The organism is Allosphingosinicella vermicomposti (assembly GCF_003012815.1).
Lineage (GTDB): Bacteria > Pseudomonadota > Alphaproteobacteria > Sphingomonadales > Sphingomonadaceae > Allosphingosinicella > Allosphingosinicella vermicomposti.
Genome location: NZ_PXYJ01000001.1, coordinates 143,630 through 157,159 on the forward strand (window position 1 = coordinate 143,630; position 13,530 = coordinate 157,159).

Consider the following 13,530-nt stretch of genomic DNA (forward strand, 5'->3'; position numbering starts at 1 on the left):
GTTTTCGGGAGAGTGTGATGCGTAAATTGATATTGGCCGCGGTCGCCGCCGCGATGATGCCGGTGGCGCCAGCCTTGGCGGATAGCCCCCGCTCCGATTATCGCGACTATCGCCGCGACGTTCGCGAGGCCCAGCGCGACTATTATCGCGACGTGCGCCGTGCCGACAGCCGCCGCGATGTACGGGAAGCCCGCCGCGATTATCGACGCGACATGCGCGAGGCGCGCCGCGACTATCGCCGCGACTATCGCCGCGATACGCGCGACTGGCGACGTGACCACCGCCGGTGGAACAACAATGGCTGGACCGATTACAACAATCGCTATTGGGACGGCTATCGCTGGCGTTACCGGCGCTGAGGCCCTTCACTTCTATTGACCTTGTAACGGCGCCCCTCCATCCTGTTACTAATGTAGCGGGGCGGAGGGGCTTTCCATGAATAATCGACTTTGCAGAATTTCAGCGGTGGTTTTGCTGACCATTTTCGGGACTCAGCCAGCTCCAGCAAATGCGTCTCAACCGGCGGAAAGCCAAGAATTGCCGTCCAGCGTGATCCGGAATTCGGTGGGTTTCATTCAAGGCTATATCGGATCGAGCGGACCTCATTGGTTTTTGGTCGATACGGGCGCTAACCGTTCGGCGTTCGACACGTCCATTTCCCAGGCGCTCGCTCTTCCCGCTGGGGCATCGACAAAGGTGGAGGGATCGGCAGGAACCATCGAAGCGTCATCCGTAGACGTGGCCGAGGCCCATATAGGCGGCATCACGGTGCATAACCTCAAGCCGACCACATACGATCTGTCGGGGTCTCTGGCGCCGGACGGGCATCGGATCGCCGGAATCCTCGGCTATGACGCGTTGAAGGACCATGCAATCCTGTTCGACCGGACGAGGGGTGTCGTGCGCATCGCGGCGAAGGCGAACTTGCTTGCCGATCTCTCAAAGGCCGAGATCGTGCCTTTCGAGCTCGACAACAATATTCCGAGCATTGTCGCTGCCATCGACAGCGAGGCTGTCAAATTACGGCTGGATACCGGCGCCTCCATAGGTGATGGGCCGACAAGTTTCGTGAATGTCACAGAAGCATTTTACGAGAGGTTGAAGGCGTCGAATGGGAAGCTCGAGCCTTACACGCATTTCACGGCGAGCGGTGCCGGTGGCGAAATAAGGATTCCCGTGGTCAAGGCTTCCTCGTTTCGGGTCGGGCAGCTTGAAATCCGTGAACCCCATCTGATCGTACAGCCCAGAACCGGCTATTTCGCCCGGCCCGACGCAATCGGCTTTCTTGGCGCTTACGCCTTTCAGAGCCGATCAGCCTTTATCGTCGATTATCCGGGGAAGCGCCTTATCCTGCTACCCTGATCGGTCAATCGTGCCGGGGCTTCCCTTTCAGGACGAATTGTTCGTTGACGCGCACGTGGCGCGTGGCGACCGTCACTTCGGCGAGGAAGAGGAGGAGGCCGAGGGTGAGGCTGATCATCGCCGCGATGAACAGCAATGAGACGGGGATCGCGAAATTGATCGTGACGAGATCGGCCACGAACAACACGACCACCACCAGACAGATGAGCAAGGCGGCCGCAGTGCAGAGGCCGATCGCCCAATGGGTGTAGGCCATGCGCCGGTCGAGCACGGCGAGGGCGCGGATATCGGCCGCGCGCAATTCGCCCGTCTCCTCCGGCACGCGCGCCTCGATCCGCCGCGCATGATCGACGACGCGGGCAAGGCGATGGGCAAGCACGTTCAGGATGCTGCCGATCCCGGCGAGCAGGAAAACCGGTGCCACGGCGAGCTGGATGATATGCGCGATCTGCGAGATGTTGGCGTCGATAACGTCGGTCATTAGGCGCGACCATGCGGGGCCGTCACGGGGGCGTCAATCTGTGTTCTTGCTTTTCGCGGCTGGTGGGGTGGACCGGGCTTCGACAGGCTCAGCCCTGGCGGGGTTGGGGTAGGCTGTATTTCCCCACGGACTGGTGGGGGTGAACCGGCCTCGACAAGCTCAGCCCTTGCGGGTGGAGTCATCGGCTTCCCCTTATCCACGCCGCCGCTAGTCCTGAGCTTGTCGAAGGACGATCCAGTACGCACCGCACCTGCGGCGGCGATCAGCCTCCGTTGGTGGTCGTGATCTCGACATCCACTTTTTCGGGCGTATCCGCGCCGGCGAAGATACTGTCGCGGAACAGGAAGAGTGCGAGGAGAACGAGCAGGACAAGCACGATCAGGGCGATCGTGCCGCCGCCTCCGCCGCTGCGCGTTTCGACCACGGTGACATTTTCCTCGCGGGGGCGTTCGTCCATCGTCAATCTCCCTGATGATTGTGATGGCGGAACGAACGTCTGCATTGCGCGCCGGTTCCCGAGCACCACCTCTTCCAGACAAGCGAAAGGGCCGCCAGACCTCAGCCTGACGACCCTTCCAACATGGTCAGCGGCCGGAGAGGCTCCAGCCCGGGAGAATGAAAGAAGGCCTTAAGCCTCCGTCTCCCGAACGAACCGAACCGACCTCTTAGCTGAACCATGAGACATCGGATCACCTCCTTTCGCTCGTTGAAGATGAGACGAATATGATTCGGGTCGAGTCGCCGATCAAGACTTGTTCGAAACTAAATTCCCGATAAGATTCATCGCTTCGCGCCAAATCCGGACCGCCATGCCGGTCAGGCTCCACATGCCGCGCGGCGCGATGGCGCTCCCTTCATCTTCGGCAGTCTTCGACCGTCCGGGCGACTTCGGGCCAGGCCGGGAGGATCAGCATCGGCAGGCCCGCCGCTTCCACCGAAAAGCGCCCGCGGCTGAACGCCATGCTGTCGAGCAGGGGATCCTGCGCGGCGAGCGAGGCCGCCGTGCGGGGCATCGGATCCTGCGCCACGGTCGCGGGCAGGCTGCGCACGGTGAAGGATGTGCGGATGGCGAGGGCGGGCGAGGTTGCCGCCCCCTCCCGTTCCAATGCGATCCGGCCGCTGGCCTTGTCGCAGCGCACCGTGAACTGCCCCTCGCTCGCGGGCACGCCGAACATGGCGGCGGATGTCGCGCCCTGATCGCGGTAGAACCATGTGCCCGGCGTCAATGGAATGTCCGCCCAATTTTGCGGCGCGGCGGGTGGCGGCGCCGGTGCGGGCGGGGGGGGCGGGACAGGGGGCGGCGCCGGCCGTGGGGCAGGGGCTTCGGGCTTTGGAACACAGGCTGCGGCGGCGAGGGCGGCGCCGGTGAGCAGCAGATGACGCGACAGGTTCATAACTTCTCCCTTTGACGGTTGCACGGGGCTTGGCGCGCGTGACGAACCGGTTAATGGTGCGGGTCTTAAACCACAAACGGCCGATGGACGAGGCCGTGCCATGATCTTTGGAGCCGATGATGCGCCGAGCCCGGTCGATTGCCTATCTTGTGCCCTTCGCGCTGATCGCATCCTGCGCCCAGCCGTTCGAAGGCCGCGTTGCGACGCGGCTGTCGGAAGCGGGCCTGTCGCGGCCGATGGCGGAGTGCATGGCGGAACGCTGGACGGACCGGCTGACCGTGTTTCAGCTGAACAAGATTTCGAACCTTGCCGACGATCTAAAAGGCGACAAGCGCCGCCTGACCGTGGCGCGCTTCATCGACCGCGTGCGAGCGGTGAACGATACCGAGATTTTCGAAGTCGTATCGGCCTCGACCGTGGCGTGCGCGCTCAAGGCTTGAACGCCAAACCTCAACGCGCGTTGCGGACGGCCCACATGAGCATGCGCCCGAACAGGGGCCAGCCCCCGCGGGACAATGATCCGGATCGTGGTGCGATACTAGCCATCGTTCATCTCCTCGCACCCAGCCGTAGAGGACGGCGGTTGCGGTTCGATGACAAAGGGTAAGACCCGATAAGCCTTAGACGCGATCCTTGCGGCGGCGGGCGATCGCCTGCCGCTTATTGTACTGGTGCCGCGAAAAAAGCTCGTAAGCGGCAAAAGGTGCCGCCACGGCGAGCGCCGCGAGACCGAAAAGCGCAAATTCTGTCATGGCCGCGCCCCTACTTTTTGCCGGCGAAAAGTTCAACCCCGCAATCGACTAAACCCTAGATCGGGACGACGTGCCTATGATGCCAGCTGAGGATCGCCGCCGCGCCGCGATGCGGGCGCCAAGGTTCGGCAAGATTACGCACCGCTTTTTCCGTGGGCTTTTCGGGAAGGCCGAGGATGCGGCCAATCTCGATCTGGACGGCCAAGTCGCCAGCGGGCCACATGTCGGTGCGTCCCTCCGCGAACAGCAGATAGATTTCCGCCGACCAGCGGCCAATGCCTTTGACCTTTACGAGCTTGGCGATTGCCTCCTCATCGTCGGCGGGCAGGTTGAGGAGGTCGAGGCGACCCGAAAGCACCTCGTCGGCCAGGCTATGCGCGTAAAGTGCCTTCATCCGGGACAAGCCCGCGCCGCGAAGCGTCTCCTCGCTCGCAGCGGCGACACGCGCGGGATCGTCGGCACCGCCGACCGCGGCGTCGAGCTTGTTCCAGATCGCGGCGGCTGCCTTGATGCTGACCTGCTGCCCGACAATCGCTCGCAGCAATGTCACATAGCCGGGGGCACTGATCCGGGGTTCGGGATAGCCGATAGACGCGATGACTCGCCCAAAGGCGGGCTCGATCCCCGCCAGCGCATCCAGCGATTCCTTCAATCGTTCCGCAGAAATCCCCACTGACCTCGCCTCGCTTGATTTGACCGGGCCCGCCTAGCATAGACGCGCCGGGATGCGCTCCCGTTTCTTGCGCTAAAAGGACAACGGATGCCGAAACTCACCATCGTTACCCGTGACGGATCGGAACATGTCGTCGAAGGGCGAGCGGGTTACAATGTCATGGAAGTGATCCGCGAGGCGGGTATCGACGAGCTTCTTGCCCTGTGCGGCGGCTGCTGTTCGTGCGCGACCTGCCATGTTCAGGTTGATCCGGACTGGGCCGACAAATTGCCCGCGCGGAGCGGCGATGAGGAGGATCTCCTCGACAGTTCGGATCATAAGGGACCGACGAGCCGGCTGTCGTGCCAGCTGATCTTCGGCCCGGAGCTCGACGGCCTGCGGGTCACCATTGCTCCGGAGGATTGAGGCCAGGTGAATTGTCCGGCAAGGGCCGGATTGAGCGGCCAACGCAGGCAGGCCGGCCCGGGCAGCTTGCGCTTTAACGCTCAGTCATTTCCACCCCGCTAGTCCAGAGTTTGTCGAAGGACGGTGCACGCTGGTGCCGTCCTTCGACAGGCTCAGGACTAGCGGGGGAAGGGCATTTGGAGACCGGTTTAAAGGCCGATCAGGGCGTCTGGAATACCCTTGTCGAACAGGCCGGTTTTCCAAGTCAGCGTCTTTAGACCGGCCTTGGTCACGGGGCCCTCATCCGTATTGTTGGTGAGGATTTCGGCATCTGTCGTCAGCGTGAACGTGCCATTGGGTTGCTTCATCACGCCGGCGCCATCCTTCATCATTTCCGCCATCGCGATATTGACCACTGCTCCAGTCATTTCCCCTTCCTGGGATTGGACGAAAGCGGGGGCGGAAACACGCACCTTGTTATCCGTGCGGCGCGCGGCCTGGACGAAGGGCGCCATGATGTTCACGCCGTCGAAAACCGGAAAGATGAAGTCGCGGTCGATCTGGCCGGAAATTTCATATTCGACGTCGAATATGCCTGGTTTGTTGCTGTAAGAGACCTTCTTCCACCCCTTTTGCAGCTGTATGCGGCGGGCAAATTCGGTCATTGTCGCCGGGTCGGAGGGGTCGAGGCCGCCGAACATCGCCTTCATCGTTTCGAAGGTTTTCTTATCCTGCTCGACCCGGGCCGTCTTTTCGGCCTCCCAATCCTTACGCTTCTGCGCGAGCTCTTCCTCGCTGCAGGGGCGGGTGTCCGAATTCCCGTCCTCGTCTGCTTCCGTAAAGCAAATTTCATTATCCGGGTTGAAGGTTTCCGCCGCGCGGTCCGCCGCTTCCTTGGCGGCCACCTGCTGCATGATGCCGAACTGGGTCAGGAACTGGATCTCACCAGTATAACGATAGGTGAAGCTGCCATCCTTACGAATCGTCATCGCCGCATCGTAATTGCCCGGAGTCAGGAACTGACACCCGGTGAGGACAAGCGCCACCGCGCCCGCCGCCAGAGCCTTGAACATCTTCATGATAACGCCCCCTCTTTGCGTTGTTTCAGCCCTTATGAGCGGCAACGGCATAGAGGGCAATGGCGGCCGCATTTGATACGTTGAGGCTTTCGATCCGGTCGCTGATCGGCAATTTGGCGAGCGCGTCACAATGCGTCTGCGTATTCTGCCGCATCCCTTCGCCTTCCGCGCCAAGGACAAGCGCGATCTTTTTCGGCCCCAAAGCGTCGGCGAGGAAAGTGTTGGTGTGGCCGGTGAGGCCAACCCGCCAGAAGCCTGCTTCCGCGATTTCCTCCAGCGCGCGGGCGAGATTGACGACGCGCACCCAGGGCACGGTCTCCAGCGCGCCGCTCGCCGCCTTGGCAAGCGCTCCGGATTCGGGCGGCGCATGCCGGTCCTGCGTCACGATGCCGAGCGCGTTGAAGGCTGCGGCCGAGCGTAGGATCGCGCCGACATTGTGCGGGTCGGTCACCTGATCGAGGACGAGGAGTGGCCGCCCCTCCTCCGCCTCGTCGAGCAGATCGCCGAGCCAGATGTCGGGCAGCTTCTCCACTTCCGCGACGATCCCCTGATGCGGCGCGTCCTTCGGCACCAGGCGGCCAAGATCGGCGGCGTCGGCATAAGTGACGGGGGTAGCAGGATCGAAATCATAATCGACCGCAGCCTCACGCGTAACCGAAACGCGGATGATGCGCCGCTCCGGATTGGCGAGGGCGGCGGAGACGGCGTGGCGACCCCAAAAGCGGGGACGATTCTGCGGATTGGTGGCTTGACGGGCTTTACGGCGCATGGGTTTCCAATGGCCTTGCCCGCGCGCCAAGGCAAGCATGATGCAAAAAGCGCGATTTAATCGTGCGTGGCGCGTTGACAGCGCGGCGCCCTTTCGCCATGTGGCGCCTTCCTATCTTGAGGCACCATGGACAGGTGGCCGAGTGGTTAAAGGCAGCAGACTGTAAATCTGCCCGCGTGAGCGTACGCTGGTTCGAATCCAGCCCTGTCCACCATCCTGCTTCGCTCCTTGCGGAGCTACGCAGGACAGGTCCTGATCCATGCATTATGTTTATTTGATCGAAGGCGCCGGTGGAGCCCGCTATGTCGGCTGCACCAATGATTTGAAGCGCCGTTTGGCGGAGCATAATGCCGGGGAATCATCGCACACCAAAAGGCTCATTCCGTGGCAGCTGGTGACATATATTGCGTTTCAACATGAGCAAAGTGCGCGCGCGTTCGAAGCTTATTTGAAGCATGGCTCCGGTCACGCTTTTGCAAAAAGACACTTCTGGACAAGGCCTGCCCATTAGTGCAGATGTCCGCGCTACCAGCAGGGCCTGCCCTGCGAAGCCTTGGCGCAGCAGGGCGGGTATAGCATAGTGGTAATGCTCTAGCCTTCCAAGCTAGCTAGAGGGGTTCGATTCCCCTTACCCGCTCCAGCCTCGCCCTTCCTAAAAATCCTGAATATAGATTGCGCGAAAGCCCGCCACGCATCCGCAAACGCTATGCGGGAAGGCGCGTTCTGGGGCTAAGCAATTAGCCGTAAATTGAAATGGCTGTTTCGCGATGGACCCAAAAAGGCAGATCGAAGGTTGAACTTGCGGGAGGGTTTCGTGATAACGCCCTCTCGCTTGTCCCCACCTTATCCGAGTTTTTGGATGTCCCTTTCAGCTGGATCGAAGAACGAGCCGCTCGTTTACGGCGCGATTGCCCTGTTGCTTGCAGGACCGTTTACGGCCGACCTCCTTCTCCCATTGGGCACCGCGATATGGGTGGTCTACCTTCTTCCGACGGTTCTCGCTTATTTGTCGTCGCGACCGATCACACCTGTCGCCGTTTCGGCGATTGCGACGCTTTTAACGGTCATTGGATTCAACCTCGCCCCCACCGGGGTCGATCCTGAAGTCGCGCAGGTCAATCGCATGCTTGGCGTGCTGACGGCATGGGTTCTGGGCGGCGTTGGTTATCTTTTCGTCCGCAACCGGCTGGCAATTCGGAAAGAGGAATGGCTGCAACTTGGCCAGGTGAGGCTCGCAAATGCCGTGGGCGGCGAGCAGCCCGTGGAGCAATTGGGGCGCAATGCGCTTAATTTCCTGGTCGACTATCTCGGCGCGCAGGCGGGTGCGATCTTCGTTCGCAATGGCGAGGGTTTCCGGAGGCAGGCCACCTATGGCGTACCCGCCGATTCACCCATGCCGGTCCTCATCCGGCCCGAAGACGGCCTGCTCGGTCAGGCGGCGAGCGAGGGCCGGACCTTCATTCTCGACACGGTGCCGGACGATTATCTCACCTTCGGTTCCGCCTTCGGGCAGTCCGCTCCGCGCCATCTCATCATCGCACCGGCGGTTGTGGAGGGCGATGCCAATACGTTGATCGAATTGGGCTTCAATCGCGCCAACCCTGAAGCTGCCGAACTGCTGTCTCGTATTTCCGAGGGGCTCGGCATCTCCGTGCGATCGGCAAAATATCGCGCGCAATTGCAAGAGCTTCTGGAAGAAACCCAGGCGCAGGCCGAGGAATTGCAGGTGCAGGGCGAAGAGCTTCGCGCTAACAATGAGGAGTTGGAGGTTCAGAGCCAGGCGCTGCAGGAATCGCAGGCACGGCTTGAGCAGCAACAGGCCGAGCTCGAGGAATCGAACGCTCAGCTTGAAGAGCAGGCACAGGCGCTCGAGGTACAGCGTGACGACCTTTCCCGCGCGCAGGCCGCGTTGACGCAGCAGACGCGCGAGCTTCAACAGGCCAGCCGTTACAAGTCCGAATTCCTCGCCAATATGAGCCACGAGCTGCGCACGCCGCTCAACTCGCTGCTCATCATGGCCCGCCTTCTGGCCGACGATCGCGAGGCTACGCTCACCGCCGATCAGGTCAAATATGCCGAGACGATCGAGACAAGCGGCAACGATTTGCTCGCGCTCATCAACGACGTCCTCGACATTTCGAAGATCGAGGCCGGTAAGCTTGAATTGCAGCCCCGGCGCATTCGGATTCCCCCGATGGTTGAAAAGCTGCGCGATGCCTTTGCGGCGGGTGCGACGGCCAAGGGGCTGGACCTTCGGGTCGAGACGCTGCCGGGGGCGCCGGACGATTTCGAGAGTGATCCGCAGCGGATCGAGCAAGTGCTCCGCAACTTCCTGTCCAACGCGGTGAAGTTCACCGAAGCGGGTGAAATCGTGCTGAGCGTCGGGCCATCGGGCGATGGCCGCGTGGCCTTCACCGTGCGCGATACCGGCGTCGGCATTGCGCCCGAACAGCAACAGGTGATTTTCGAAGCCTTCCGCCAGGCCGATGGGACGATCAGCCGCAAATATGGCGGAACCGGCCTTGGTCTCTCAATCTCGCGCGAGCTGGCTCGCCTGCTTGGCGGCGAAGTCCGTCTGGAAAGCACGAAGGGGAAGGGCAGTGCCTTCTCGCTGCTGCTGCCTGAGACTTACGATCCGGAAGCAGTCGAACCGGCCCGGCCCGCGACCATGCCAGTTCTCGCCGAAACGCGCGTGGCGCCTGCAGCCAGTCCGGCGCCGAAGCGTCGCAACGCGCTGGAGGATGATCGCGAGCGGTTGACGGGCGACAGCCGCGTGCTCCTCGTCGTCGAGGACGATCCCGCCTTTGCCCGCATCCTTTACGATCTTGCCCATGAATCCGGCTTTGAATGTTTGATCGCGGAGACGGCGGACGAGGGCGCGTTGATGGCGCGGCAATATCTGCCCCACGCCGTGATCCTGGACATGAACCTGCCCGATCATACCGGCCTGTCGGTGCTCGACCGTATCAAGCGCGATGCGCGCACCCGGCACATTCCGGTTCACGTCGTGTCCGTCGACGACAACAGTCAGATCGCGCTTGCGGCCGGAGCCATCGGTTACATGTTCAAGCCGGTGCGCCGCGAACAGTTGATCGACCTGCTAGAGGGGCTGGAAGCCCATATGGCGCAGCGCATGCGCCGCGTGCTGGTGGTCGAAGACGACACCCAACAGGCCGAAAGCATCCGGCTGTTGCTGGCGTCCCGCGAAGTCGAGACGGTCGACGCGTACAGCGCCGCCCAATGCCTGGACCGGCTGGGTGCCGAAACGTTCGATTGCATGGTCCTCGACCTCAACCTGCCGGACATGCCGGGCCTCGACCTGCTCGAGAAGCTCAGCATGGACGAGAGCGTCGGTTTCCCGCCGGTCATCGTCTACACCGGCCGCGATTTGTCGCAGGATGAAGAGTTGCGTTTGAGGCGCTATTCCAAGTCGATCATCGTCAAGGGCGCGAAGTCCCCTGAGCGATTGCTCGACGAAGTGACGCTGTTCCTTCATCAGGTGGTGTCGGACCTTCCCGAGCCGCAACAGAAATTGCTGTCGAAGGCGCTCAACCGCGACGCGGCTCTGGACGGCCGCCACATCCTTGTCGTCGAAGATGACATACGGAACGTCTATGCGCTCACCAGCATCTTCGAACCGCATGGCGCAAAGGTGCAGATCGCCCGCAATGGCCGCGAAGCGCTTACCGCTCTGGAGGTTGCCGGGAACAGCGGCGCGCCGGTCGAACTGGTCTTGATGGACGTGATGATGCCGGAAATGGACGGACTTGCGGCAACCCGGGCGATACGCGATCAGCCGCAATGGCAGGATCTGCCGATCATCGCGCTCACCGCCAAAGCGATGGCGCGCGATCAGCAGGAATGTCTGGCGGCAGGCGCCAACGACTATCTGGCCAAACCGCTCGACGTGAATAAGTTGCTGTCGCTGGTCCGGGTGTGGATGCCGCGATGATCGAAGCGGACGGGATGGATCCCGTAGCAGACATCGAAACCGAATTGTTGCTGGAGGCGATCCGGCAGCGTTATCATTATGATTTTCGAGGCTATTCGCGCGGGTCGCTGCAGCGTCGCCTGGAACGGGCGCGGCAGCATTTTGGATGTGCGAGCCTGTCGGCCTTGCAGGACCGGATGCTGCGGGACGCGGGCATGTTCTGGCAGCTGATGGGTTATCTCACGATCCAGGTGAGCGAGATGTTCCGCGACCCGGCCTATTTCCGGGCGCTGCGCGAGCACGTGGTTCCCCACCTGCGAACCTTCCCCTCGCTTAAAGTGTGGATTGCAGGCTGCGCCAATGGTGAGGAATTCTATTCCCTCGCCATTCTCTTCCGTGAAGAGGGGCTGGAGGACAGAACGCTTTTCTATTGCACCGACATCAACCCCGCTGCGCTCGAGAAAGCGGAGGCTGGTGTTTACGACCTCGAGCGGGTTCCGCTCTTCACGGCCAATCATCAGGCGTCGGGCGGGCGGACGTCGCTTTCGGACCATTATACCGCCGGCTACGGCCGCATCGTCTTCGACAAGTCCCTTCGCCGCCGCGCCGTCTTCGCGGAGCATAATCTGGCGTCGGACGAGGTGTTCTCGGAAATGCAGCTCGTATCCAGCCGCAACGTGCTCATCTATTTCGACCGCACGCTGCAGGATCGCGCGCTGGGTCTGTTCGGCGACGCGCTGGTGCGCGGCGGGTTCCTGGGCCTCGGGTCCAAGGAAAATCTGCGTTTTTCCCGCTATTCGGATTGCTTCGCGGATTTCGATCCCGGCGAAAAGATCTACCGGCGCACCGCCGGGCGGCGCCTGGATCAACAGGAGGCCGACCATGAAGCCGCTTGATCCGGTGAAGCTGCTGATGGTCGACGATGTCGACAAGAATCTCGATGCGCTGCAGGCGCTGCTTGCGCAGGAAGGGGTCAACCTGCTCCGGGCGCGGTCGGGCGCGGAGGCGCTGGAACTGCTGCTCGTCCACGATGTCGCGCTTGCTTTGCTCGACGTTCAGATGCCGGGCATGGACGGCTTCGAGCTTGCCGAGTTGATGCGCGGGACCGAGCGGACGCGCCGAGTGCCGATCATCTTCCTCACCGCGGTCGCCACTGATGAACGCCGCCGGTTTCGGGGCTATGAAGCGGGCGCGGTCGATTATCTGCTCAAGCCTGTCGATCCGCAGGTGGTGCGCAATAAAGTCGATATCTTTGTCGAGCTTGCGCGGCAGCGGCAGGAAATTGCCAGCCAGCGCGACGATCTGGCATCGGCGCTGGCCCGCATCCAGGCGCATGGCGACAATTCACCGCTGGCCGTGGTCGAATTCGGACCGGACCTCAGGATCATCAGCTGGTCAAAGGGGGCCGAGCGTCTATTCGGTTGGCCCGCCGCCGATGTTCTTGGCTTGCCCGCAGCGGAACTGCCCTGGTTGCCGCAAGACGAGATCCATGCGCTCGAACGCTGCATCCGCGAAATCGGGGAGGCCGCCGAGCGCCGCCGGGTCGAGACGTTCCGCGCCCGCCACCAGGACGGCAGCCCGATTGCGAGCGAATGGTATTGCTCGGCCTTGCTGAGCCCCGTCGGTACGCTCGTTTCGGTCAACGCGCAGATTCTGGACGTCACCGAACGGCAGAAGGCTGAAGAGACGCAGCGCCTGCTGATCGGAGAGCTCAACCACCGCGTGAAGAATACCCTGGCCTCGGTCCAGGCGATCGCGGCGCAGACCCTCAAGCATTCGGCCGGACCCGATGATTTCGCGCCGACTTTCATGGGGCGCATTCACGCGCTTGCCGCCGCCCATTCGCTGCTGAGTGCGACGACATGGAAGGGCGCACGGCTGCGCGAACTGGTCGATGGGCAGGTGCAGCTTGGCACGATCGACCCGTCGCGGCTGCACATTGGCGGGCCAGCGGTGGATCTTGACCCCGAACCGGCCTTGCATCTCGCACTCGTCCTGCACGAGCTGTTTACGAACGCGATCAAATATGGCGCGCTGTCCAATGATCAGGGCAACGTCCGCCTGAATTGGACATTGGCGGATAATAAGCTGGACATGGACTGGGTCGAAACGGGCGGGCCAGCTGTCGCCGCGCCGTCGCGCCGCGGCTTTGGCACGTCCCTGATCGAGCGCAGCCTGAAGGCCGAGGGCGGCATCGCGCAGGCCAGCTACGATCCGGACGGCCTGCATTGGCGGCTGACACTTCCTTATGAGGGCAATATCGCGCTGGATGCGGGTGAGGATCGCATTGCGCCGCAAATCACATCGGCGCCGGTCAGAGCAGGGATCGTTCAGGGCAAAAGGTTCCTGGTGATCGAGGATGAGCCGCTCGTCGCGCTCGATCTGCTGTCGCTGCTCCATGACGCGGGGGTGGAGGCGGTGGGGCCTGCCGCCACGGCAGAAGACGCCCTGCGCATCATCGGGAAAACGGCGCTGGATGGCGCGTTGCTTGACGGCAATTTACAGGGGCAGGCGGTTGATGAAGTCGCCGCCGCGCTCACGCAACGGAATGTGCCGTTCCTGTTTGTCAGCGGCTACGGGCCGGAGCACCTTCCGCGCGATTTCGCCGACGTGCCGATCCTTACCAAGCCGTTCAATCCGGAACTGCTGCTCGAAAGCATGGCAAACCTTGTCGATGCAGTTGCGATCGACGCGGCAGCGTGAAC

15 protein-coding genes and 2 tRNA genes are annotated in these 13,530 nt (G+C 62.2%); 10 read left to right on the forward strand and 7 right to left on the reverse strand.

The window, feature by feature from the left end:
* Window positions 1-17 precede the first annotated feature (17 nt).
* Window positions 18-359 (forward strand): hypothetical protein, encoded by a 342-nt coding sequence (locus C7I56_RS00715; protein ID WP_199792300.1) that lies wholly within the window; start codon window positions 18-20, stop codon window positions 357-359.
* 205 nt (window positions 360-564) lie between these two features.
* Window positions 565-1,362, forward strand: a complete 798-nt coding sequence (locus C7I56_RS00720; RefSeq protein WP_158702938.1) for a pepsin/retropepsin-like aspartic protease family protein — start codon at window positions 565-567, stop codon at window positions 1,360-1,362.
* Between the two features lie 4 nt (window positions 1,363-1,366).
* Here the strand turns inward: C7I56_RS00720 and C7I56_RS00725 are convergent, their stop codons facing one another.
* The 3 genes from C7I56_RS00725 to C7I56_RS00735 all read right to left on the reverse strand — a co-directional run bounded on the left by C7I56_RS00725 (window position 1,367) and on the right by C7I56_RS00735 (window position 3,237).
* On the reverse strand, window positions 1,367-1,843 hold the full coding sequence (locus tag C7I56_RS00725; RefSeq protein ID WP_106638651.1) for a DUF2721 domain-containing protein: 477 nt from the start codon (window positions 1,841-1,843) through the stop codon (window positions 1,367-1,369).
* Window positions 1,844-2,105: 262 nt separating this feature from the next.
* Window positions 2,106-2,300, reverse strand: coding sequence for a hypothetical protein (locus C7I56_RS00730; RefSeq protein ID WP_106638652.1), 195 nt, complete (start codon window positions 2,298-2,300; stop codon window positions 2,106-2,108).
* 397 nt (window positions 2,301-2,697) lie between these two features.
* A complete protein-coding gene (locus C7I56_RS00735) occupies window positions 2,698-3,237 on the reverse strand; it encodes a hypothetical protein (RefSeq protein ID WP_158702939.1) in 540 nt (179 codons plus the stop codon).
* A 116-nt stretch (window positions 3,238-3,353) separates the two neighbouring features.
* Here C7I56_RS00735 and C7I56_RS00740 point away from each other — a divergent pair, with 116 nt between their 5' ends.
* Window positions 3,354-3,677 (forward strand): hypothetical protein, encoded by a 324-nt coding sequence (locus C7I56_RS00740; RefSeq protein ID WP_106638654.1) that lies wholly within the window; start codon window positions 3,354-3,356, stop codon window positions 3,675-3,677.
* Between the two features lie 180 nt (window positions 3,678-3,857).
* On the opposite strand, the gene C7I56_RS12680 is transcribed toward C7I56_RS00740, so the two are convergent.
* Together C7I56_RS12680 and C7I56_RS00745 are read right to left on the reverse strand one after the other, a co-directional pair.
* A complete protein-coding gene (locus C7I56_RS12680; RefSeq protein ID WP_280951937.1) occupies window positions 3,858-3,989 on the reverse strand; it encodes a hypothetical protein in 132 nt (43 codons plus the stop codon).
* Between the two features lie 55 nt (window positions 3,990-4,044).
* The gene (locus C7I56_RS00745) at window positions 4,045-4,662 is read right to left on the reverse strand and encodes a DNA-3-methyladenine glycosylase family protein (protein WP_106638655.1); all 618 of its coding nucleotides are present in this window, start codon (window positions 4,660-4,662) and stop codon (window positions 4,045-4,047) included.
* 87 nt (window positions 4,663-4,749) lie between these two features.
* Here C7I56_RS00745 and C7I56_RS00750 point away from each other — a divergent pair, with 87 nt between their 5' ends.
* Window positions 4,750-5,067 (forward strand): 2Fe-2S iron-sulfur cluster-binding protein, encoded by a 318-nt coding sequence (locus C7I56_RS00750; protein ID WP_106638656.1) that lies wholly within the window; start codon window positions 4,750-4,752, stop codon window positions 5,065-5,067.
* A 188-nt stretch (window positions 5,068-5,255) separates the two neighbouring features.
* Here the strand turns inward: C7I56_RS00750 and C7I56_RS00755 are convergent, their stop codons facing one another.
* Together C7I56_RS00755 and rlmB are read right to left on the reverse strand one after the other, a co-directional pair.
* A complete protein-coding gene (locus C7I56_RS00755) occupies window positions 5,256-6,125 on the reverse strand; it encodes a hypothetical protein (RefSeq protein ID WP_106638657.1) in 870 nt (289 codons plus the stop codon).
* 25 nt (window positions 6,126-6,150) lie between these two features.
* Window positions 6,151-6,894, reverse strand: a complete 744-nt coding sequence (gene rlmB / locus C7I56_RS00760) for a 23S rRNA (guanosine(2251)-2'-O)-methyltransferase RlmB (RefSeq protein WP_106639555.1) — start codon at window positions 6,892-6,894, stop codon at window positions 6,151-6,153.
* A 128-nt stretch (window positions 6,895-7,022) separates the two neighbouring features.
* Between rlmB and C7I56_RS00765 the strand changes: the two genes are divergently transcribed.
* The 6 genes from C7I56_RS00765 (at window position 7,023) to C7I56_RS00790 (ending at window position 13,528) form a co-directional block, all read left to right on the forward strand.
* Window positions 7,023-7,108, forward strand: a tRNA-Tyr gene (locus tag C7I56_RS00765).
* A gap of 45 nt (window positions 7,109-7,153) precedes the next feature.
* Window positions 7,154-7,405 carry a GIY-YIG nuclease family protein gene (locus C7I56_RS00770; RefSeq protein ID WP_106638658.1) on the forward strand — a complete coding sequence of 84 codons (252 nt, stop codon included), beginning with the start codon at window positions 7,154-7,156 and terminating at the stop codon, window positions 7,403-7,405.
* A 55-nt stretch (window positions 7,406-7,460) separates the two neighbouring features.
* A tRNA-Gly gene (locus C7I56_RS00775) sits at window positions 7,461-7,534 on the forward strand.
* Window positions 7,535-7,753: 219 nt separating this feature from the next.
* Window positions 7,754-10,846 (forward strand): response regulator, encoded by a 3,093-nt coding sequence (locus tag C7I56_RS00780; protein WP_106638659.1) that lies wholly within the window; start codon window positions 7,754-7,756, stop codon window positions 10,844-10,846.
* Window positions 10,843-11,721 (forward strand): CheR family methyltransferase, encoded by an 879-nt coding sequence (locus C7I56_RS00785; protein ID WP_245409546.1) that lies wholly within the window; start codon window positions 10,843-10,845, stop codon window positions 11,719-11,721. The genes C7I56_RS00780 and C7I56_RS00785 overlap by 4 nt, the downstream gene beginning before the upstream one ends.
* Window positions 11,708-13,528: a response regulator gene (locus tag C7I56_RS00790; protein ID WP_106638661.1), complete on the forward strand. Its 1,821-nt coding sequence runs from the start codon at window positions 11,708-11,710 to the stop codon at window positions 13,526-13,528. The genes C7I56_RS00785 and C7I56_RS00790 overlap by 14 nt, the downstream gene beginning before the upstream one ends.
* Window positions 13,529-13,530: the final 2 nt, after the last annotated feature.